21 protein-coding genes and 3 tRNA genes are annotated in these 20457 nt (G+C 68.3%); 8 read left to right on the forward strand and 16 right to left on the reverse strand.

Going from position 1 to position 20457, the window contains the following annotated elements; all coding sequences use genetic code 11:
- Nucleotides 1-52: 52 nt before the first annotated feature.
- Both K6T84_RS07230 and K6T84_RS07235 read left to right on the forward strand, forming a co-directional pair.
- The gene (locus K6T84_RS07230; protein WP_224864464.1) at nt 53-916 is read left to right on the forward strand and encodes a cyclopropane mycolic acid synthase family methyltransferase; all 864 of its coding nucleotides are present in this window, start codon (nt 53-55) and stop codon (nt 914-916) included.
- Between the two features lie 162 nt (nt 917-1078).
- Nucleotides 1079-1969, forward strand: coding sequence for a cyclopropane mycolic acid synthase family methyltransferase (locus tag K6T84_RS07235; protein WP_225401385.1), 891 nt, complete (start codon nt 1079-1081; stop codon nt 1967-1969).
- A 57-nt stretch (nt 1970-2026) separates the two neighbouring features.
- On the opposite strand, the gene rplA is transcribed toward K6T84_RS07235, so the two are convergent.
- The 11 genes from rplA to K6T84_RS07290 all read right to left on the reverse strand — a co-directional run bounded on the left by rplA (nt 2027) and on the right by K6T84_RS07290 (nt 6693).
- Complete coding sequence (gene rplA / locus K6T84_RS07240) at nt 2027-2734, reverse strand: 50S ribosomal protein L1 (RefSeq protein ID WP_225401384.1); 708 nt, start codon at nt 2732-2734, stop codon at nt 2027-2029.
- Between the two features lie 152 nt (nt 2735-2886).
- Nucleotides 2887-3315 (reverse strand): 50S ribosomal protein L11, encoded by a 429-nt coding sequence (gene rplK / locus K6T84_RS07245; RefSeq protein ID WP_224864461.1) that lies wholly within the window; start codon nt 3313-3315, stop codon nt 2887-2889.
- A 25-nt stretch (nt 3316-3340) separates the two neighbouring features.
- Complete coding sequence (gene nusG / locus K6T84_RS07250; RefSeq protein WP_224864460.1) at nt 3341-4126, reverse strand: transcription termination/antitermination protein NusG; 786 nt, start codon at nt 4124-4126, stop codon at nt 3341-3343.
- Between the two features lie 23 nt (nt 4127-4149).
- On the reverse strand, nt 4150-4581 hold the full coding sequence (gene secE, locus K6T84_RS07255; protein ID WP_224864459.1) for a preprotein translocase subunit SecE: 432 nt from the start codon (nt 4579-4581) through the stop codon (nt 4150-4152).
- 47 nt (nt 4582-4628) lie between these two features.
- A tRNA-Trp gene (locus tag K6T84_RS07260) sits at nt 4629-4701 on the reverse strand.
- 189 nt (nt 4702-4890) lie between these two features.
- Nucleotides 4891-5391 carry a (3R)-hydroxyacyl-ACP dehydratase subunit HadC gene (gene hadC / locus K6T84_RS07265; protein WP_224864458.1) on the reverse strand — a complete coding sequence of 167 codons (501 nt, stop codon included), beginning with the start codon at nt 5389-5391 and terminating at the stop codon, nt 4891-4893.
- 8 nt (nt 5392-5399) lie between these two features.
- Nucleotides 5400-5828, reverse strand: coding sequence for a (3R)-hydroxyacyl-ACP dehydratase subunit HadB (gene hadB, locus K6T84_RS07270; RefSeq protein WP_224864457.1), 429 nt, complete (start codon nt 5826-5828; stop codon nt 5400-5402).
- The gene (gene hadA, locus K6T84_RS07275) at nt 5815-6291 is read right to left on the reverse strand and encodes a (3R)-hydroxyacyl-ACP dehydratase subunit HadA (RefSeq protein ID WP_224864456.1); all 477 of its coding nucleotides are present in this window, start codon (nt 6289-6291) and stop codon (nt 5815-5817) included. The genes hadB and hadA overlap by 14 nt, the downstream gene beginning before the upstream one ends.
- 11 nt (nt 6292-6302) lie before the next feature.
- Nucleotides 6303-6470, reverse strand: a complete 168-nt coding sequence (gene rpmG / locus K6T84_RS07280) for a 50S ribosomal protein L33 (protein ID WP_024440978.1) — start codon at nt 6468-6470, stop codon at nt 6303-6305.
- A gap of 37 nt (nt 6471-6507) precedes the next feature.
- A tRNA-Met gene (locus K6T84_RS07285) sits at nt 6508-6581 on the reverse strand.
- A gap of 39 nt (nt 6582-6620) precedes the next feature.
- A tRNA-Thr gene (locus tag K6T84_RS07290) sits at nt 6621-6693 on the reverse strand.
- Between the two features lie 126 nt (nt 6694-6819).
- On the opposite strand from K6T84_RS07290, the gene K6T84_RS07295 reads away from it, so the two are divergent.
- Nucleotides 6820-7536, forward strand: a complete 717-nt coding sequence (locus K6T84_RS07295) for an MBL fold metallo-hydrolase (RefSeq protein WP_224864455.1) — start codon at nt 6820-6822, stop codon at nt 7534-7536.
- A 20-nt stretch (nt 7537-7556) separates the two neighbouring features.
- Nucleotides 7557-8390 (forward strand): DUF8453 domain-containing protein, encoded by an 834-nt coding sequence (locus K6T84_RS07300; protein WP_224864454.1) that lies wholly within the window; start codon nt 7557-7559, stop codon nt 8388-8390.
- Between the two features lie 4 nt (nt 8391-8394).
- On the opposite strand, the gene K6T84_RS07305 is transcribed toward K6T84_RS07300, so the two are convergent.
- From K6T84_RS07305 to K6T84_RS07315, 3 genes are read right to left on the reverse strand one after another with little or no spacing between them, the layout of a single operon-like run.
- Nucleotides 8395-9438 (reverse strand): patatin-like phospholipase family protein, encoded by a 1044-nt coding sequence (locus tag K6T84_RS07305; RefSeq protein WP_408066070.1) that lies wholly within the window; start codon nt 9436-9438, stop codon nt 8395-8397.
- A gap of 12 nt (nt 9439-9450) precedes the next feature.
- Nucleotides 9451-9903, reverse strand: a complete 453-nt coding sequence (gene cynS, locus K6T84_RS07310; RefSeq protein WP_456341107.1) for a cyanase — start codon at nt 9901-9903, stop codon at nt 9451-9453.
- A gap of 23 nt (nt 9904-9926) precedes the next feature.
- Nucleotides 9927-10364, reverse strand: coding sequence for an SRPBCC family protein (locus K6T84_RS07315; RefSeq protein WP_224864451.1), 438 nt, complete (start codon nt 10362-10364; stop codon nt 9927-9929).
- Nucleotides 10365-10420: 56 nt separating this feature from the next.
- Here K6T84_RS07315 and K6T84_RS07320 point away from each other — a divergent pair, with 56 nt between their 5' ends.
- Together K6T84_RS07320 and K6T84_RS07325 are read left to right on the forward strand one after the other, a co-directional pair.
- The gene (locus tag K6T84_RS07320) at nt 10421-10936 is read left to right on the forward strand and encodes a hypothetical protein (RefSeq protein WP_224864450.1); all 516 of its coding nucleotides are present in this window, start codon (nt 10421-10423) and stop codon (nt 10934-10936) included.
- Complete coding sequence (locus K6T84_RS07325) at nt 10929-11546, forward strand: RES family NAD+ phosphorylase (protein ID WP_224864449.1); 618 nt, start codon at nt 10929-10931, stop codon at nt 11544-11546. The genes K6T84_RS07320 and K6T84_RS07325 overlap by 8 nt, the downstream gene beginning before the upstream one ends.
- An 11-nt stretch (nt 11547-11557) precedes the next feature.
- Here the strand turns inward: K6T84_RS07325 and K6T84_RS07330 are convergent, their stop codons facing one another.
- Both K6T84_RS07330 and K6T84_RS07335 read right to left on the reverse strand, forming a co-directional pair.
- Nucleotides 11558-12667, reverse strand: coding sequence for a 6-phosphofructokinase (locus tag K6T84_RS07330; protein WP_225401383.1), 1110 nt, complete (start codon nt 12665-12667; stop codon nt 11558-11560).
- Nucleotides 12664-13827, reverse strand: a complete 1164-nt coding sequence (locus tag K6T84_RS07335) for a zinc-binding dehydrogenase (RefSeq protein WP_225401382.1) — start codon at nt 13825-13827, stop codon at nt 12664-12666. Before K6T84_RS07335 ends, K6T84_RS07330 begins: the two co-directional genes overlap by 4 nt.
- Before the next feature lie 53 nt (nt 13828-13880).
- Here K6T84_RS07335 and recC point away from each other — a divergent pair, with 53 nt between their 5' ends.
- Nucleotides 13881-17165 (forward strand): exodeoxyribonuclease V subunit gamma, encoded by a 3285-nt coding sequence (gene recC, locus K6T84_RS07340; RefSeq protein WP_225401381.1) that lies wholly within the window; start codon nt 13881-13883, stop codon nt 17163-17165.
- Nucleotides 17165-20452: an exodeoxyribonuclease V subunit beta gene (gene recB / locus K6T84_RS07345; protein ID WP_225401380.1), complete on the forward strand. Its 3288-nt coding sequence runs from the start codon at nt 17165-17167 to the stop codon at nt 20450-20452. Before recC ends, recB begins: the two co-directional genes overlap by 1 nt.
- Nucleotides 20453-20457 lie beyond the last annotated feature (5 nt).

Consider the following 20457-nt stretch of genomic DNA (forward strand, 5'->3'; position numbering starts at 1 on the left):
AGTCTGTGTGGGCCTTGCATACCCCCCACCAAAGATCGCGAGTAGAACCCCGATGACCAAACTGGAACCGAAGTACGAGGAACTGCAGTCGATCTACGACATCTCCAACGAGTTCTACGAGCTGTTCCTCGGCCCCACCATGGGCTACACCTGCGGGTATTACCCGAACAAGGACACCACCTGCGACGAAGCGCAACTCGCCAAGTTCGACCTGGCACTGGGCAAGCTGGGCCTGGAGCCCGGCATGACGCTGCTCGACATCGGCTGCGGGTGGGGGGCCTGCATGCAGCGCGCGATCGAGACCTACGACGTCAACGTCATCGGGTTGACCCTCAGCGGTGAGCAGCGTCAGTACGCCATCGACAAGCTGGCCAAGGTGGACACCAACCGCAGCATCGAGGTGCGGTTGCAGGGCTGGGAGGAGTTCACTGACAAGGTGGACCGGATCGTGTCGATCGGTGCCTTCGAGCACTTCGGCCGCGACCGCTGGGCGGACTTCTTCCGCATCACCTACGACGCGCTGCCCGCTGACGGCCGGATGCTGCTGCACACCATCACCGCGATCGCCGGTTCGGAAGACGCGCAGGCCAGGGGCTTGCCGCTGACGATGGACCTGGCCAAGTTCACCTTGTTCATCATGAAGGAGATCTTCCCCGGCGGGCAGCTGCCCTCGGCGTGGCTGCCCCGCAAGTACGCCGCCGAGGCCGGTTTCCGGTGCACCCGGGACGACGAGATCGGGCCGCACTACGCGCGCACGCTCGAAGACTGGGCGGCGATGCTGCTGGCAAACAAGGACAAGGCCATCGAGGTGCAGGGCCAGGTCGCCTACGACCGGTTCGACAAGTACCTCAACGGCTGCGTGAAGCTGTTCCGCGACGGCTACAACACCGTTCACCAGTACACCCTTCAGAAGTAGCACGGGTAGGTCTCGTCGGACGTTCATGCGCCTGGCGTGGCGGTCTCATACAAGTCAACCGATTCGCCCCCCCACCCGGTAAGCTGCCAACAGTCAACCGGCACGGGGGCCCAGACACGTCCGGTCACGACGGGTTTCATCAGGAAGGGCAACCAGGCACAGATGGTGGAGAAAGCGACACGCGCCGCGGGGATGCTGCCGAAATTCGCGAACATCCAGGCTCACTACGACCTGTCGGATGAGTTCTTCGCGCTTTTCCAGGACCCGACCCGCATCTACAGCTGTGCGTACTTCGAGCCCGAGGACCTCACGCTGGAGCAGGCTCAGATCGCCAAGGTCGACCTGAACCTCGACAAGCTGGACCTGCGTCCGGGTATGACGCTGCTCGACATCGGCTGCGGCTGGGGCGCGACGATGAAGCGCGCCGTGGAGAAGTACGACGTCAACGTCATCGGCCTGACCCTGTCGAACAACCAGCACGCCTACTCCCAGGGCCTGCTGGACGCGATCGACACCACCCGTTCGCGCCGGGTGCTGCTGAAGGGCTGGGAGGAGTTCCACGAGCCGGTGGACCGGATCGTCTCGATCGAGGCGTTCGAGCACTTCGGCTTCGAGAACTACGACGACTTCTTCAAGAACTGCTTCGAGATCATGCCGGCCGACGGCCGGATGGCCATTCAGAGCAGCGTCAGCTTCCACCCGTACGACCTGAACGCGCGGGGCAAGAAGCTGACGTTCGAAACGGCCCGGTTCATCAAGTTCATCCTCACCGAGATCTTTCCGGGCGGGCGGCTGCCCACCACCGACATGATGGTGGAGCATGGCGAGAAGGCCGGTTTCACTGTGCCCGAGGCGCTTTCGCTGCGGTCGCACTACATCCGGACCCTCAAGATCTGGGGTGACGCACTGGAGGCGCACCACGAGGAGGCCGTCGCGATCCAATCCGAAGAGGTCTACGAGCGCTACATGAAGTACCTGCGCGGCTGCGAGTACTACTTCGCCGACGAGGCGCTGGACGTCAGCCTGGTCAGCTACGCCAAGACGGCGGCGTAGCAACCCGACCACAACGTAAAAGCCCCCGCCGAGGCGGGGGCTTTTACGTACTCGGTCCTACTCGGCCGCGAAGTTGCGGGTGACGGCCGGGTCCACCGGGATGCCGGGGCCGGTCGTGGTCGAGATGGTGACCTTCTTCAGGTAGCGGCCCTTGGACGACGACGGCTTGAGCCGCAGCACCTCGTCGAGGGCGGCGCCGTAGTTCTCCGCCAGCTTGCTCTCGTCGAACGACGCCTTGCCGATGACGAAGTGCAGGTTGGCCTGCTTGTCCACCCGGAAGTTGATCTTGCCGCCCTTGATGTCGGAGACAGCCTTGGCGACGTCGGGGGTGACGGTGCCGGTCTTGGGGTTGGGCATCAGACCACGCGGGCCCAGCACACGGGCGATCCGGCCAACCTTGGCCATCTGGTCCGGGGTGGCGATCGCGGCGTCGAAGTCGAGAAAACCACCCTGGATCTTCTCGATCAGGTCGTCGCTGCCGACCACGTCGGCGCCGGCGGCAATAGCGGCGTCGGCCTTCTCGCCGACCGCGAAGACGGCCACCCGGGCGGTCTTACCGGTGCCGTGGGGCAGGTTGACGGTGCCGCGGACCATCTGGTCGGCCTTGCGGGGGTCGACGCCGAGCCGGATGGCCACCTCGACGGTGGAGTCCTGCTTGGTCGATGACGTCTCCTTGGCCAGCTTGGCGGCGGCCAGCGGGGTGTAGAGGTTGTCGCGGTCCACCTTCTCGGCGGCGGCGCGGTATGCCTTGCTGTTCTTGCTCATTCGTGCATCCGATCCAGTTGTTGGGTTGTGGTCAACGGGCCGAAGCTGGCCCTCCCACGGGGTTGTTTCTCGTCGAATGCTCCCTCGCGTTCCCTCGCTGGGGCTCGTTCCTCGCCCCGCTCAGTCATGCTCGGTCTATTCGCCGAGGGGGATCACTCTACGGTGATACCCATCGACCGGGCGGTGCCGGCGATGATCTTGGCCCCGGCCTCGATGTCGTTGGCGTTGAGGTCGGCCTTCTTGGTCTCGGCGATCTCGCGGACCTGGTCCCAGCTCACCTTGGCGACCTTGGTCTTGTGCGGCTCGGCCGAGCCCTTGGCGATACCGGCGGCCTTGAGCAGCAGCCGCGCCGCGGGCGGGGTCTTCAGCGCGAAGGTGAAGCTGCGGTCCTCGTAGACGGTGATCTCGACGGGGACGACGTTGCCGCGCTGGCCTTCCGTCGCGGCGTTGTACGCCTTGCAGAACTCCATGATGTTGACGCCGTGCTGTCCGAGCGCGGGGCCGACGGGCGGCGCGGGGTTGGCCTGGCCGGCTTCGATCTGAAGCTTGATCAGACCGGCGACCTTCTTCTTGGGGGCCATGACTGGGGTGTTCCTTTCCTACGTACTAAATCTTCGAGACCTGGGTGAAGGTCAGTTCGACGGGTGTCTCGCGTCCGAAGATGGACACCAGCACCTTGAGCTTCTGCTGCTCGGCGTTGACCTCGCTGATCGAGGCCGGCAGCGTGGCGAACGGGCCGTCCATGACGGTGACCGACTCGCCGACTTCGTAGTCGACCTCGATGACCGGCCGCTCCAGGCCGCCGACCTCGGAGGCGGCTGCCGAGGTGCTGGCGGCACCGCGAGCCTGCTTCTTGGCCGCGCCCTGCGGCAACAGGAACTTGACCACGTCGTCCAGCGGCAGCGATGTCGGCCGCGAGGTGGCGCCGACGAATCCGGTGACGCCCGGGGTGTTGCGCACTGCCGACCAGGAGTCGTCGGTCAGGTCCATGCGCACCAGGATGTAGCCCGGCAGCACCTTGCGGTTGACCTGCTTGCGCTGGCCGTTCTTGATCTCGGTGACCTCTTCGGTGGGAACTTCCACCTGGAAGATGTAGTCGCCGACGTCGAGGTTCTGCACGCGGGTCTCGAGGTTGGTCTTCACCTTGTTCTCGTAACCGGCGTAGGAGTGGATGACATACCAGTCGCCCGGCTTGGTGCGCAGCTCGGCCTTGAGCGCCACCGCGGGGTCGAGTTCCTCCTCGGCGGGCGCAGATTCCGCCGCGGCGGGCTCGGCCGGTGCAGTCTCCTCCACCGCCGGGGCCTCGGATGATGACTCAGCGGCAGACGACTCAGCTTCGTCGGCCACGTCGACCGGCTCGCCCGCAGGCGTATCGCCGTCGAAGGTAGTCACGGTAGTCAGTCCTTCCTATAACTTCACTCGCCGAACACCAGCAGCACCAGCCGGGCGAATCCGTAGTCCGCCCCGGCGACCAAGGCCACCATGAAGACCAGGAACGCCAGTACCACCGCGGTGTAGTTGATCATCTGCTTGCGGTTCGGCCAGATCACCTTGCGAAGTTCGCCGACGACCTGCTTGAGGTAGTTGAGGACGAACACGAACGGGTTGCGCGACGGGTCGTCCGACTTCTTCTTGGCCTTCTTGGCCTTCTTGACGGCGCCGAGCTCCTCGGCGGTGGACTCCAGGTCGCCGCCCTCGGCGGCACGGTGCCGGGCGCGCTTACCGGACGGACGCAGCGGGTCGCCGGCATCCCGGTTCGCCACGGCCGTGCGACTGCGACTGCCGGTGGGTTCGGCCTCGCTGTCGCCGTCGGCTGCGGCGTCGGGACGGTCGAACTCGTCGGTCACCGCATGCTCCTTCGTTCTTCTCGCTACGTTCCACCATGACACGTCTGCAGGGGCGACAGGACTTGAACCTGCAACCTGCGGTTTTGGAGACCGCTGCTCTGCCAGTTGAGCTACGCCCCTTCGCGGGCGCCCACACAATTCGCGCGCTCCCCGTTCGCTCACGGAAAGCGCGCTAGTGCTGGGAGAACCCCGAGGTTCGAGTGTACCTCGCCGCTACGGCCAGTTGCTAATCAGGCTGTTCGGCGAGGCTCACCGGAGTCGGCCCGCAGGGACGGCGAAGGAGAGCGGAAGCCGGGACAGCCCCATGGATCAGGCTGTTCGGACGACCTGACCGGAATCGGCGTCCCATTTGAGACTCACCGAATCGTCGCCCTCGTGGCCCATCATCGTGGTGAACGCCTCCAGCACGACCTCGCCGTCCTGGTTGGTCAAGATGTTGCGGGTGGTGACGATGTCGGCGCCGAACCGCTCGTTGACCGAGGAGATCTCCATCCGGGCGTACAGGGTGTCGCCGGCCTTGATCGGCTTGCGGTAGGTGAAGCCCTGGTCCACCTGGACCATTTGCATGCTGGTGTAGCCGGTGTCGACGTTGCGGAAGAAGTCCGATTGCACCAGCTTGGCCAGGATCGCCACGAAGGTCAGCGGCGCCACCAGCGAGTCGTAGCCCAGTTCGGCGGCAGCGGCCTCGTCATAGTGCGACGGGTCCTCGGCCTTGACGGCCCGAGCGTATTCCCGGATCTTCTCCCGGCCCACCACGAACGGTTCGGGGTAGCGCCAGATCAGGCCGCGGATGTCGGTCTTGATAGCCATTGTCTCCCCTAGGCCAGCTTCGCCGAGGCGACCGCCCGTCCGAAGATCTTCTTGCCACCGGTGGTGGCGGTGAGCGCGATCGTCACCGTCTTCGAATCGGCGTCCACGGACTTCACCCGGCCGGTGAAGACGATCTCGGCGCCCTTGCCGTCGTTGGGCACCGGCACGACCGAGGTGAAGCGGACGTTGTACTCGGTCACCGCGCCCGGGTCGCCCACCCAGGACGTCACATAGCCGCCGCCCAGGCCCATGGTCAGCATGCCGTGGGCGATCGCGGTGTCCAGACCCACCTGCTGGGCGATCTCGTCGTCCCAGTGGATCGGGTTGAGGTCGCCGGACACGCCGGCGTAGTTGACCAGATCCTGGCGGCTCAGGGGGATGACCCGCTCGGGCAGCTGATCGCCGACCTTGACCGAACTGAACTCACGCAGCGCCATCGGTGAAACCCTTATCTCCTTCGCCGGCGCGGCCCGCCAGCGTCGTGTACGTCTCCTGCACGATGTCACCGGCGTCGTTGGTGACGATCTGCCTGGTCATGATGATGTCGGTGCCGTGTGCACGGCGGACCGACTCGACCTCGATGTCGCAGTAGAGCCGGTCGCCTTCTTGGATCGGATGATGAAACGCCAGCTTCTGGTCGACCTGGACGATCTGAGCGTCGGAGACCGCGATGCCGACGTGCTCGAAGAACGCCGAGATCGCCTTGTGCCCGAACACCGAGATGTAGGTCAGCGGGGCCACCAGGCCGTCATAGCCCAGTTCTGCCGCCGCGCGCACGTCCAGGCTGGCCCCATCGTGGGCCTTGACCGCGTGTGCGTATTCGCGGATCTTCTCCCGCTCCACCTCGTAGTGGTCGGGATAGCGGTAGCGCGCCCCGGCGAGGCGTTCAGCCAACGACACGGATGCGCTTTCTAGCGAGATTCGCGGTGCGACTCGTGCTTGCCGCAGTTGGGGCAGAATTTCTTCAGCTCCAACCGGTCGGGGTCGTTACGGCGGTTCTTCTTGGTGATGTAGTTGCGGTGCTTGCACACCTCACAGGCCAAGGTGATCTTCGGCCGCACGTCTGTACTGGAGGCCACGTCTGTCGTCCTTCTTCACTCTTGCATTGCTTGGGAGTAGCGGTGGGGAGGCTCGATCTCCCGACCTCACGATTATGAGTCGTGCGCTCTAACCAGCTGAGCTACACCGCCCCGATCGGCGCTAGTCGGCACACCGACCGGCGTCCACCGAGCCCCCTAACGGAATCGAACCGTTGACCTTTTCCTTACCATGGAAACGCTCTACCGACTGAGCTAAGGGGGCCTGCCTGCTTCTGCCCGCGGCGTCCTGGTCCGGCGCCGCAAGCCTGTAGAAGGTTACAACCTCGCCCGCGAGGTCACCAAACCGCAATGACAGATACCTGCCCACGCCTGCTTTAGTCTGAAGGGCGTGCCAGATTCCGACCGGCTCTATTTCCGCCAGCTGCTGTCCGGACGCGATTTCGCGATCGGAGACCCGATGGCCGCCCAGATGCGCAATTTCGCGTACCTGATCGGCGATCGGCAGACCGGCGACGCCGTCGTGGTGGACCCGGCCTATGCGGCCGGCGATCTGCTCGACGCGCTCGAGGCCGACGGCATGCACCTGTCGGGAGTGCTGGTCACCCATCACCACCCCGACCACGTCGGCGGCAAGATGATGGGATTCGAACTCAAGGGCCTGGCCGAGCTGATGGAACGGGCCAGCGTGCCGATCCACGTGAACACCCATGAGGCACAGTGGGTTTCGCGGGTAACCGAGATCCCCATGTCGGACCTGACCTCGCACGAGCACGGCGACCGGGTGAGTATCGGCGACATCGAGATCGAGCTGCTGCACACCCCCGGGCACACGCCGGGCAGCCAGTGCTTCCTGCTCGACGGGCGGCTGGTGGCCGGCGACACGCTGTTCCTGGAGGGCTGCGGCCGGACGGATTTCCCGGGTGGCGACTCCGACGAGATGTATCGCAGCCTGCAGCAACTGGCCGCGCTGCCGGGTGACCCGACGGTGTTTCCGGGCCACTGGTATTCGGCCGATCCGAGTGCCGCACTCTCGGAGGTCAAGCGATCCAACTACGTATTCAGCGCCGGCAGCCTGGACCGCTGGCGCATGCTGATGGGCGGATGAGGGGATTGAGGGGATAGTCGATGGGATCAGTCGAGGACCGCTGGTACGACGTCGTTCACGCAGGGCCGGAGGCCTGGCTCGCGTGGGCTGCGTGGCTGGCGATCGGGATCACCGTGCTTGCCCTGATCTACCTGAATCGGCAATGGCAGCGCAATCGGCGGGCGGCGGCCGAACAGACCCGCCCGCATGTGGCGGTGTTCATGGAGCCGCACGCCGCCGACTGGCACGTCATCGAGCTGGTGGCCCGCAACTTCGGCAAGACCGCGGCCTATGACATCCGGTTCTCGTTCGCGCAGCCGCCGACGGTGGCCCGCTATGAGACGGCGTCCGACGGCTACGCCGACGTGGTCGCGCTGCAGCTGCCCGAAGAGCTGACTGTCCTGGCACCCAACCAGGAATGGCGCACGGTGTGGGACTCGGCGATCGACCGGGCCGAGCTCGGCGAGGGCATCGAGTCGCGGTTCACCGGGACGGTGAGCTACTCCGACACCCCCGAGGACCCGAAGAGCTGGTTCGGGCGGCGCAGCAAGCGCAACCGGTTCGAGAACAAGGTGACGCTGGACTGGGGTGATCTGCCCCCGGTACGCCGCGTCGAGTTGATGACGACGCACGATCTGGCCAAGCGGGAGAAGCAGAAGCTGGAGCTGCTACGCAGCCTGCTGAGCTACTTCCACTACGCCAGCAAGGAGACTCGCCCGGACGTGTTCCGGGGCGAGATCGAGCGGATCAACGGCGCGGCCCGCGAGATCCAGGACCGGCTGCGCGGTCGCGAGCAGCTGGAGGCCTCGGGCAACACCGACATCACGGTGCGGCTCGGTGACGCCAGCGCCGAGCTGGGCAAGCACCGGCACTGACCGGTCAGTCCTGCCCTGCGTCGTCGGGGTAGTGAGACGCCCGGTACCTGGCCAGGTAGGACCACCAGTCCCAGGTCGACAGGAACTTCTCCGTCGCGGCGTAGCCGTTGTCAAAGAGCTCTTGCAGGCGTTCACGGGAGATGCCGAAGTCCAGCACGCCGACGTCGGTCGGGCAGACCTTGATGGCCCGCGCGCTGACCCACGGCTGATTCAGGTAGGTCAGGTCGTGGCCGGCCAGCATGGTGCCGACCAGATCCTCCAGCAGCCGTGACTGCCCGAACATCCGCAGCGGCCATCGCCCGCCGAACGCCGCGCCAACGCCGCCGCCGGACAGCTCCGGCACCACGGTGACCCCGAACGTCGGCCACTTCGGCATCCGGCCGTCGGGCCGGTCGAAGGTATAGATCGGGAAGTTCGACAGCACCCCGCCGTCGACGAGCGTGGAGCAGCACCCGGTGGCGCTGGTCAGGGTCACCGGGCGGTAGAAGAACGGCACCGACATCGAGGCTCGCACCGCGTCGGCGACAGACTGTTCGTCGGGGTCCAGGCCGTAGACCCGCTGGTAGTCCCACGGCAGCTGGACCAGCTGGCCGGTGGTCACGTCGGTCGCGCTGACCACCGCCCGGTAGCGGCGCTCGGGCAGCAAGTCGTCGGCGTCGTAGGCCAGGTCACCCCAGGTGTGTACGCCGAGGTTGGCCAGCTCGGAACGGATCCAGGCGTGGGCGACGTCACCGCGGTACAGGCCGCTGTCGCGCAGGAACCCCAGCGCCGGGCCCAGCACCGGGATGGGTGCCGCGGCGTCGCGCCAGGTACGCAGCGGCACCGACAGCGCCAGCTCCTTGACCTGCGCGGGGCTCAGCTGGTCGCCCTGGGTGCCGGCGGCCAGGATGGTGCCGACCACCGATCCGCCGGACACCCCGGAGATGCGTTGCAGCGAATAGCCGGCGTCCATCAGTGCGACGGCCGCCCCGACCAGCCCGACGAACCGGACTCCCCCGCCGGACAGCACCAGGTCGGCGGTCAGCGGTGGGGTCTTCTCGGAGCGCACGGCGGCCATCGGTCAGTCCGCTGAATTCCACTCGTAGGCAAGGAATTTGCCGTCCAGCGTGATCACCACCCGGTCACCGCCGGCGTGCGGCTTACGAGCCAGGTCGACGCTGAAATTGATGGCGCTCATGATGCCGTCGCCGAACTGTTCGTGGATCAGTTCCTTGAGCGCCGGGCCGTAGACCGCCACGGCCTCATACAACCGGTAGATGGTGGGGTCGGTCGGCACCGCCGTGGGAAGCCCGCCGCGCATCGGCACCGCGGCCAGCACCGGGACCACCGAGGCGTCCAGCCCGAGCAGCTCGGCCACGATCTCACCCGACTCGACGGGGATGGGCTGCTGACCCAGCAGTGCCGAGGTGGTCCAGACCACCGGTCTGCCGATCGCGTCGGCCAACTGCTGCCAGGTCAGCCCCTTGGCGAGGCGGGCCAGCACGATCTGTTCGGTGATCTCATCGCGGTTCATAGGCTCCAGCATGCCCGTATCCCTCAGCCTTCGAAATGGTCGCGCAGGTTCTTCCACATCGCGGCGTGCGAGTTGCCGCCGTCGCGCAGCACGGTGGCCATCAGCAGCCGGGGGGCGGTGATGTCGACCTGCTCGTGCAGCCGGCTGCCGCCGTCGTGTGGGCGCACCGTGACGGTGGACCACATTTCGATGCCGGGCCGCTGCAGGGTGTGGCTGCGGATCTCGCCGGGGGTGTCGGTGCGCAGGTCCACTCGGCAGGTGAACCGGATCGGGATTCCGTGCAGGCGCATGCGATGCGGAGCCAGGTATCGGGTGGCGCCGTCGGTGCCGCCGGGAATCGCCCGGACATTGACCAGCATCGGGTGCAGGGCTTCGTAATTGACCAGGTCGGCTAGAAACGCGGTGACGCGCTCGGGCGGCGCTGCGATGTCGGCGGTGTGCTCCAAGCGTCCACGGGCCATGGTCATTGACCCTAACAAACTGTTTCGATTGTTTCAATCATGGTAGCCTGGGCGTCATGTCCCCCACCGTCGCCCCGATCGCGCGTCAGGTCGCCGAACGCGCCCGTGCCGACGCCGGTTTCGCCCAGGTGCTCGACGCGCTGCTGGACGCGCCGACAGCGCCGCAGGGCACCCTGGAGCGGATCGCCGCCCACGCGCTCAACGACCAGCGCCGCGCCGCGCTCACCGACGACTTCGTGGCCGGCGCACTGCCCACCCCGCAGGTCCAGGCGCTGCTGCGGCTGGGCACTCCGCAGGCCGTGCACCGGTTGCGCAGCCGCGGCAAACTCCTCGGCGCGGCGGTTGGCAACCAGACCTGGTTTCCCGCCTGGCAGTTCGACGCCGACCGGATCCGCCCCGATCTTCCCGAGATCCTGGAGCTGCTGGGCCGGTTCAGCACCGACCCGCTGGCCGGTGACCGGATCATGCGGCTCACCCATGACGAGCTGGGCGGCGTCTCGATCGCCGAGGCGCTGCGGGCTCCCAGCACCGTCGCGGCCGCCCGGCGCCTGCTGACCTCGCTCGGTGCCTGAGCTTCCCGCCGGGTACCGGGCGCCGCTGCCCGATGCCCGCCCGGCCGGCCTGCGCCGCCGGCGCGTCATCGCCGGGACGCAGCTGTGGCGCCTTGATGCGCAACATCCCGACGACTGGAGTTGGGGCGGGTTCCCCGGGCCGCGTTACCGCTTCGACCCCACCTCTGGAGGATTCCGGACCCGTTATGCCGCAACCGATCTGGTCGGTGCGTTCCGGGAACGCTATCGGCTGAGCGGGTTGCTGATCCCGTCCGATCACGGCGAGCATCACCTGGTGCGACTGATCGCCGCACGGCATCTGCGAGTGCTCGATCTGCGCACCGAACGCAACCTGGACGCCCTGGGGGTCGACGACCAGATCAGCACCGGCCAGCACGACGCGGTGTGGGATACCTGCCAACAGCTGGCCGACGCGGCGCGGCGCTGGTGGCCCGGACCCACCAAGTGCCCGGACGCGATCGTCTACCGCTCGCGCACCACCCCGGAGACGTCGGTGAACTATGCGTTATTCGGCGCCGAGGCATTCGAGGTGCAGGCGTGGCCGCTTAATCGGCGCCCCGAGGTGACCGCGGATCTGGTGCTGCGACACGGGTTCACCGTGCTGTTCTGATCGACCCACCCCTACTCGTCGCCGAAGCGGATTCCGACATCGCGCGCGGTCTGAATCGAATCACATTCCGGCGGAACGGTTTTCTGCCGACGGGTGGCCTCGGCCAGCGGCACATAGTCCACCGTCGGCGGGTTCAGCCCCACCATCACCCCGCTGTACCCCTCGTCGAGAGCCCGCACCGCCGCCGCCCCGAAACGCAACCCCAGCAGCCGGTCCTGCGAGGTCGGCGATCCGCCGCGCAGCAGGTGGCCGAGCACCACCGCACGCGACTCCCGCCCGGTCAGCGCCTCCAGTTCGGCGGCCACCTTGGCGCCCACCCCGCCGAGGCGTTCGGCCTGCCCCACCGACTTGGCCGCCACGGTGCGCTCGCCACCGACCGGTACGGCCCCCTCGGCCACGCACACGATCGAGTACGTCGAACCTCGTTGTGCGCGTTCGGCGATCAGTTCGGCAATGGGCTCCAGGCGGTAGGGGATCTCCGGGATCAGGATCGCGTGCACACCCGAGGCCATGCCGGCGTGCAGGGCGATCCAACCGGCGTAGCGCCCCATCACCTCGACCACGATGATCCGGCTGTGCGAGGTGGCGGTGGAGAACAGCCGGTCGATGCACTCCGAGGCGAACTCGACCGCGCTGGCGAATCCGAACGTCGCCGCGGTGCGATCCAGGTCGTTGTCGATGGTCTTGGGCACCCCGACCAGGCGCAACCCGGCCTCGTGCAAATGGTTTCCGATCGTCAGCGATCCGTCGCCGCCGACGGTCACCAGCGCGTCGATACCGTGTTCGGCGAAGCGCCCGAGCAGCTCCTCGGTGCGGTCCACCTCGATCCAGCTGCCGTCGGCCTGCTGCATCGGGTACGACGTCGGATTGCCCCGGTTGGTACTGCCCAGGATGGTGCCGCCCTGGTGAATGATGCCGCGGACCCGGTTGCGGGTCAGCTCGATCAGCCCACCGTCGGCGTAGTCGTCGGACAGCAGGATCCCGGTGAAGCCGTCCCGGATGCCGACCACATCCCAGCCGCGGTTGCGGGCGGCCAGCGTCGCGGCGTAGATCACCGCGTTGAGACCGGGCGCGTCACCGCCGCCGGTGCTGATCGCGATGCGCTTGATGCCGGAAGTCATGACACCTCCTGCAGCGGGCTCTTCGGGTCGATCAGTATCTTGGCGTGCTGCGCCGGGTCGGCCAGCGTGTCGAACGCCGCCGCCACCCCGCCGAGGCCGACCGTGCCGGTGATCAGCGGTGAGACATCTACCTTGCCCTCGGCGATCATGTGCAGGGTGTCACGGAATTCCATTGGCGTGTAACCGAATACGAACCGAAGGTCGATCTCCTTGTTGATCCCCATCGCCGGCCGGATGGCGTCGTGGTCCATGCAGACCCCGGCCACCACCACCCGGGAGTACAGCGGGGCGCCGGTGATGATCCCGTCGATCACGCCTGGCACGCCGACGCACTCGAAGATCACCGGGCGTTTCGGGCTGGCCGCACCGACTGCCTCGGCCGCCCGCCACAGATGCCACCAGGGCAGTCGTGCCTTGTACAGCTTCTCCACGGTGCTCACGGCCAGGCCGAGGGCGTCCGGTGCGGCCTCCAGGTGACCGTGGCCTGCCGCGGCGGCGTACGGCGAGTCCTGAGCCGGGTCCACCACGACGTCGGCGCCGCACCGGGTGGCCAGCGCACGCCGTCCGGGTGAGAAGTCGGCGGCGATCACGGTGCGCAACCCGCGGGCCTTGAGCATGCACACCACCGCCAGTCCGATCGGCCCGCAGCCGATCACGATGGCGACGTCACGCTTGCGGACTTCGCTGCGCCGCACCGCATGCCATGCAACGGCCATCGGCTCGGTGAGGGCGGCGGCCTGTGACGACAGTCCGTTGGGCACCGGCAATGCCAGAGACTGCTCGACCAGCATCTGCTCGGCGTAACCGCCCGGCGCCCACTGCGACAGCCCGACCGCATGAACGTCGTTCCCGGAGCGCACCAACGGCACCGCGACCACCCGGGTGCCGGCCCGCGGCGCCTTGCGGGTCCTAGGACCGTGATCAAGCACCTCGCCGCAGAATTCGTGGCCGAACACCACCTGCTGATCCGAGCGCATGAACCCGTCGTAGCCGGTCTCGGCCATGATGTCGGCGACGTCGTCGCAGTGCTGGCGGGCGTGCAGGTCCGAACCGCAGATTCCGCACGCCAGCACGTCAAGCAGCAGCTGGCCCTTGGCCGGTGTGGGAGTGGGCAGGTCGACGACTTCGAGTCGGGCGTTGCTGCAGCTGACCGCTTTCACGAGGTCCACACTACGAGCACGGTCTGTCGGCGGTGCGGTTTATGGTGGCGGCGATGGGACTGCACCTGCACCGCGCCGAACGTACCGACGCCCTCGCCGACGGCCTGGGCGCCCTGTTGGCGTCCCCGCCGGCCGACCCGTTCACCCAGGAGTTGGTGCTGGTCCCGGCCCGCGGGGTGGAACGGTGGCTGTCCCAGCGCCTGTCGCACGTACTGGGCGCCGGCCCCGAGGGCGACGGGGTGTGTGCGGGGGTTCAGTTCCGCAGCCCGGTTTCGCTGATCGCCGAGGTCACCGGCACCGGTGATGAGGACCCGTGGTCGCCGGACGCCCTGGCCTGGCCGTTGCTGGCGGTCATCGACGCGAACCTGGACGCGCCCTGGTGTGCCACGCTGGCAAGGCATTTGGGCCACGGTGATGCTTCCCCAGAAGGTGAGCTGCGCCGCGGCCGGCGTTACGCGGTGGCCCGTCGGCTGGCCGGGCTGTTCGCCTCCTATGCCCGGCAACGGCCGCAGCTGCTGGTGGACTGGAGCGCCGGCGCTCCCGGTGACCTACATGAGGACCTGGCCTGGCAGCCGCCGCTGTGGCGGGCACTGGTGGAGGCCGTCGGCATCGATCCGCCGCCGGTGCGGCACCGCGACACCGTCGCCCGGCTGCGCGGCGCGGCCTGCCAGACGTTGCCGGCGCGGCTGAGCCTGTTCGGGCACACCCGGCTGGCGTGCACCGACATCGAGCTGCTGGACGCCCTGGCCACCCACCACGACCTGCATCTGTGGCTGCCGCATCCCTCCGACGCGCTGTGGCGGGAGTTGCGCGGTGTGCACGGCAGCATCCCGCGCACACAGGACCAGTCCCGGCACAGTGCACACCATCCGCTGCTGGAGACCCTGGGCCGTGATCTGCGTGAGTTGCAACGCGCGCTGCCGCCCTCACCCGCCAGTGATGAATGCCTCGGTGCCGCAACACGTCCCGAGACCATCCTGGGCTGGCTGCAATCCGATCTGAGCGCCAACCAGGTGCGCCCCGAAGGCCGCACCGCGGCCGCCGCGGACCGCTCGGTGCAGGTGCACAGCTGCCACAGTCCGGCCCGGCAGGTCGACGTGCTGCGGGAGGTGCTGCTCGGGCTGCTGCACGACGACCCGACGCTGGAACCACGCGACATCGTGGTGATGTGCCCGGACATCGAAACCTACGCGCCGCTGATCGTCGCCGACTTCGGGCTGGGTGAGCTGGCCGGTGACACCCATCCCGCGCACCGGCTGCGGGTCCAACTCGCCGACCGGGCGCTCACCCAGACCAATCCCCTGCTGGCGGTGGCCGCCGAGCTGCTGGAGATCGCCGGCAGCCGGGCCACCGCCACCGCCGTGCTCAACCTCGCCCACACCGAACCGGTCCGGGCGAGGTTCGGCTTCACCGAGGAAGACCTGACCCAGATCACCACCTGGGTGCGCACCGCCAACATCCGGTGGGGCTTCGACCCGCACACCCGCGAGCGCTACGGCCTGGGCCAGATCGTGCACAACACCTGGCGTTTCGGGCTGGACCGCATCCTGACCGGGGTGGCGATGTCCGATGATTCGCACGCCTGGCTGGACACGGCACTGCCGCTGGACGACGTCGGCAGCAGCCAGGTGGAGCTGGCCGGGAAACTGGCCGAATTCGTCGCCCGGTTGCAGTCCGCCGTCGAGCGGCTCGACGGCACCCGCCCGCTGAACGACTGGATCGCCGCACTGCGCGACGGGGTCGCCGAACTGGCCGACAGCGGCGGCGAGGCCTGGCAGAGTGCGCATCTGCAGCGCGAGTTGGGCCAGGTTCTCGAGGGTGCGGCGGCCCGCGGCGACACCGAGTTGCGTCTCCCCGATCTGCGCGTGCTGCTCTCCGGGCACCTGGCCGGGCGCCCCACCCGGGCCAACTTCCGCACCGGAACGCTGACGGTGTGCACCATGGTGCCGATGCGGTCGGTGCCGCACCGGGTGGTCTGCCTGCTCGGCGTCGACGACGGGGTGTTCCCCCGCCTGGATCTGTCCGACGGCGACGACGTGCTGGCCCGTCGCCCGATGACCGGGGAGCGCGACATCCGTTCCGAGGACCGGCAATTGCTGCTGGATGCCATCACCGCGGCCACCGAGCAGCTGGTGATCACCTACACCGGCGCCGACGAACACTCCGGGCACTCCCACCCGCCCGCGGTGCCACTGGCCGAGTTACTCGACGCACTGGATGCGACCACCGCCGCGCCGCTGCGCAACCGGATCGTCATCGAGCACCCGCTGCAGCCGTTCGACTCCAAAAACGTCGAACCGGGCAAGCTGATCCCCGGGCAGCCCTTCACCTTCGACCCGACCGTGCCGATGGCCGCCCGGACCGCCGCCGGACGTCGCTGTGCTGCACAGGAATTCATCGACAACCCGTTGCCCGCACCGCCGGCCGGCGATATCACCCTCACCGACCTGCTGAAGTTCTTCAAGGACCCGATCAAGGGCTTCTTCGGCGCACTGAACTTCACGCTGCCCTGGGAAGTCGACGAGGTCGAAGAAGCCATGCCCATCGACATCGGCGGGCTCGCCGAATGGGCGATCGGCGACCGCATGTTGCGCGACATGCTGCTCGGCGCCGACCCGGCCGACGCCATCGGCGCCGAGTGGCGGCGCGGCAGTCTGCCGCCGGGACAGCTGGGCTGGCGTGCGGCCAAACAGATCCGGGACCGGGCGGCATTGCTGGCCGCCGCGACCGTCGAGCATCGGGTGGGCGAGCCGAAGGCTTACGACATCGACCTGGAGATCGGCGGTGGCCGCCGGCTGACCGGCACCGTCACCGGCGTATTCGACACGTCCACGGTGTCGGTGAACTACTCCAAGCTGCGCGACACGCACCTGCTGCAGTCCTGGATTGCTCTGGTGGCTCTGGCTGCCCAGCGTCCAGGCGTTGAGTGGACCGCACGCTGCATCGGCCGCGACCCGGGCGGCGAGCGCGTCCTGCAGCGGCTGTTCGCAGCACCGCAGCAGCCGGCCGAGGCGCTGCGAGAGTTGGTGTGGCTCTACGACATCGGGCGTTGCGAGCCACTGCCGCTGCCGATCAAAACCTCCTTCGCGTGGGCCGAGACCCGCCAACGCGGCCGGGACCCGGTCTGGAACGCCACCAAGAAATGGGCCCCGAAGTTCTACGACGGCGAGAATGCCGAGCACTCCAGCGTCCGGGTCTGGGGCCCGCACACACCGTTGCAGGCTCTGCTGGGCCCGCCCCGGCCCGGCGAGGAGGTCGACGGTGAGGACACCCGGCTAGGCGCGCTCGCGGCCCGGCTGTGGCTGCCGCTGCTGCGCGCAGAACGGCAGGCACGCTGATGGAACCATTCAACCTGCTGGGCCCGCTGCCGCAACGCGGCACCACCACGGTGCTGGAGGCCAGTGCCGGAACCGGCAAGACGTTCACGCTGGCCGCGCTGGTGACCCGCTATCTGGCCGAAGGGCTCGCCACCCTCGACGAGATGCTGCTGATCACCTTCAGCCGCGCGGCCACCCGGGAACTGCGCGACCGGGTGCGGCGCCAACTGGTGGAGACGGTGGCCGCGCTCGACAGTACCGCCACCACCGAGCCCAATGAGCTTGTCGCCCACCTGCTCGACGCCTCTGTGGAGGAACGGGACGTTCGCCGTCGCCGGTTGCGTGACGCGCTGGCCGGATTCGACGCCGCGACCATCGCCACCACCCACCAATTCTGCAATCTGGTGCTGAAGTCGCTGGGCATCGCCGGTGACACCAGCGCCGGCGTCGAACTGGTGGAAAGCCTCGACGATCTGCTGGTCCGCGTCGTCGACGACCTCTACCTCGCGCAGTTCGGCTCGCAGCGCGACGAGGTGGCACTCAGCTATCCCAAAGCGCTGGAACTGGCCCGGGTGGTGATCTCCGACCCGTATGCCCAACTGCGCCCGCAGGATCCCGAGCCCGGTTCGGCGGCCGAGATACGGCTGCGGTTCGTCAACGCGGTATCGGCGGAGCTGGAACTGCGCAAGCGCCGGCTGGGGGTGTTGGGTTACGACGACCTGCTGCGCCGGCTGGCCGGGGCACTCGAGCCGGAAGACTCCCCGGCCCGCGACCGGATGCGTCAGCGCTGGCCGATCGTGATGGTCGACGAGTTCCAGGACACCGACCCGATCCAGTGGCAGGTGATCGAACGCGGCTTCGTCGGGCATTCGGCGGTGGTGCTGATCGGCGACCCCAAGCAGGCGATCTACGCCTTCCGCGGCGGTGACATCCACACCTACCTGAAGGCGGCAGGCACCGCCGGGCAGCAGCACACGCTGGCGAAGAACTGGCGCAGCGACGCGGCGCTGGTCGACGCCCTGCAGACCGTGATGGGTGGTGCGGCACTGGGTGATCCGCGGATCGTGGTCCACGACGTGGCGGCCGCGGTCAGCGGATCTCGGCTCACCGACGCACCCAGCACCGCCCCGTTCCGGCTGCGGGTGGCCCGCCGCGGCGCATTCGGCGCCAGCCCCGACCGCGTCATCCCGATCGACACGCTGCGCGAGCACATCCCCGCCGACATGGCCGCCGACATCGCCGCACTGTTCGCCGCCGAGGCGAAGTTCGACGGCAAGCTGATCACCCCCGGCAACGTTGCGGTGATCGTCGAGACCGGCAAGGACGCCGGCTTCTGCCAGAATGCCTTGCAGCGGGCCGGGATTCCCGCGGTGTTCACCGGTGATGCCGACGTGTTCACCTCCGCCGCGGCGGCCGACTGGCTGTGTCTGCTGGAGGCGTTCGACGCGACCCACCGTGCCGGATTGGTGCGAGCCGCGGCGGCCACCGCGTTCTTCGGCAACACCGCAGCACAGCTGGCCGGCGGCGGCGACGCACTGACCGACACCGTCGCCTCGACGTTGCGGGACTGGGCCGATGAGCTGCGACTGCACGGGCCGGCAGCGGTGTTCGAGGCAGCCCAGCTGGCCGGCCTGAAGCGCCGCCTGCTCGGCGAGTACGGCGGTGAGCGCACCCTGACCGACCTGGCGCACGTGGCGCAGCTGCTGCACGAGGCCACGCACCGTGACCGGCTGGGCCTGCCGGCGTTGCGGGATTGGCTGCGCCGGCAGTGCGCGGAAAAGGGCGGGCAGCACAATCGGCGGCTGGACTCCGATTCCGCGGCCGTGCAGATCCTGACGGTGTGGGGCGCCAAGGGCTTGCAGTTCCCGATCGTCTACCTGCCGTTCGCGTTCAACCGGTGGGTGCCCGACGAGCCCATCCCTCGCTACCACGAAGAGGGCGTGCGCTGCCGCAATGTCGGCGGCCCGGCCAGCCCCGATCACGGTGTGGCACAACGGCTCAGTGTGACCGAGTCGGCCCGCAACGACATCCGGCTCGCCTATGTCGCGCTGACCCGGGCACAGTCTCAGGTGGTGGCGTGGTGGGCGCCCGCTCACAACGAGCCCACCGGCGTGCTGTCCCGGCTGCTGCGGGGCCGGGTACCCGGCCAGGCCGAGGTGCCCGATGTCTGTGAACCCAAGCCGACCGACGACGAAGCGCTGTCGAGGTTCAGGGAGTGGGAGGACGCCGGCGGACTGGTCATCGAGGACTCGGTGATCGCCCCGGCGGCCCCGGTCACGCTGGCGGCGCCGCCGGATGATCTTGCGGCCCGGCACTTCCACCGCCGCATCGACACCGGGTGGCGGCGCACCTCCTATTCCGGGCTGATCCGGCACGCCTCGGAAAGCGAGGCGAGCGGGGTGGCCGGGGTGCACAGCGAACCGGAGCTGGCCGCCCGCGACGACGAGGCCGACGACGTGCCGGTCGCCGTGGCGTCGCCGCCGGCGGGGGCCGATCTGATCTCACCGATGGCCGAGCTGCCCGCCGGGGCCGCGTTCGGCTCGCTGGTGCACGCCGTGCTGGAGACCGCCGATCCGCTGGCCGCCGACCTGCCGGCCGAACTGGAAGCCCAGGTGCGCCGGCACGCCGCCTGGTGGTCGGTCGAGGCGCCGCCCGCCGAACTGGCCGCCGCGCTGGTGCCCATGCACGACACGCCGCTGGGGCCGCTGGCCGGTGAGTTGACGTTGCGCGACATCGGCATCCGGGACCGGTTGCGGGAGCTCGATTTCGAGATTCCGCTCGCCGGTGGCGACGTTCGCGGCGCGATGCCGAATGTGCGGCTGGCCGAGGTCGGCACCCTGCTGCGCGAACACCTGCCCGCCGGCGACCCGTTCGCCCAGTATGCCGATCGGCTGGCCGGTGAGGCGCTGGGCGATCAGCCGTTGCGCGGCTACCTGTCCGGGTCGATCGACGTGGTGCTGCGGCTGCCGCAGCAGCGTTTCCTGGTGGTGGACTACAAGACCAACCGGCTCGGTGACACCGCCGCCGACTATGGCTTCGACCGGTTGACCGCGGCGATGCTGCATTCGGACTATCCGCTGCAGGCGCTGCTGTATACCGCTGTGCTGCACCGGTTTCTGCGGTGGCGGCTACCCGACTACGATCCCGACACGCATCTGGGCGGGGTGCTGTATCTGTTCGTGCGCGGCATGTGCGGGCCGGACACCCCCGTGCTCGACGGGCATCGGACCGGGGTGTTCGACTGGCGGCCGCCGACGCCACTGGTGGTGGCGTTGTCGGATCTGTTGCACGCGAGGCGGGCGGCATGAACGGG

It is taken from the genome of Mycobacterium zoologicum (genome assembly GCF_020181635.2).
In the GTDB taxonomy this organism is placed as follows: Bacteria; Actinomycetota; Actinomycetes; order Mycobacteriales; family Mycobacteriaceae; genus Mycobacterium; species Mycobacterium zoologicum.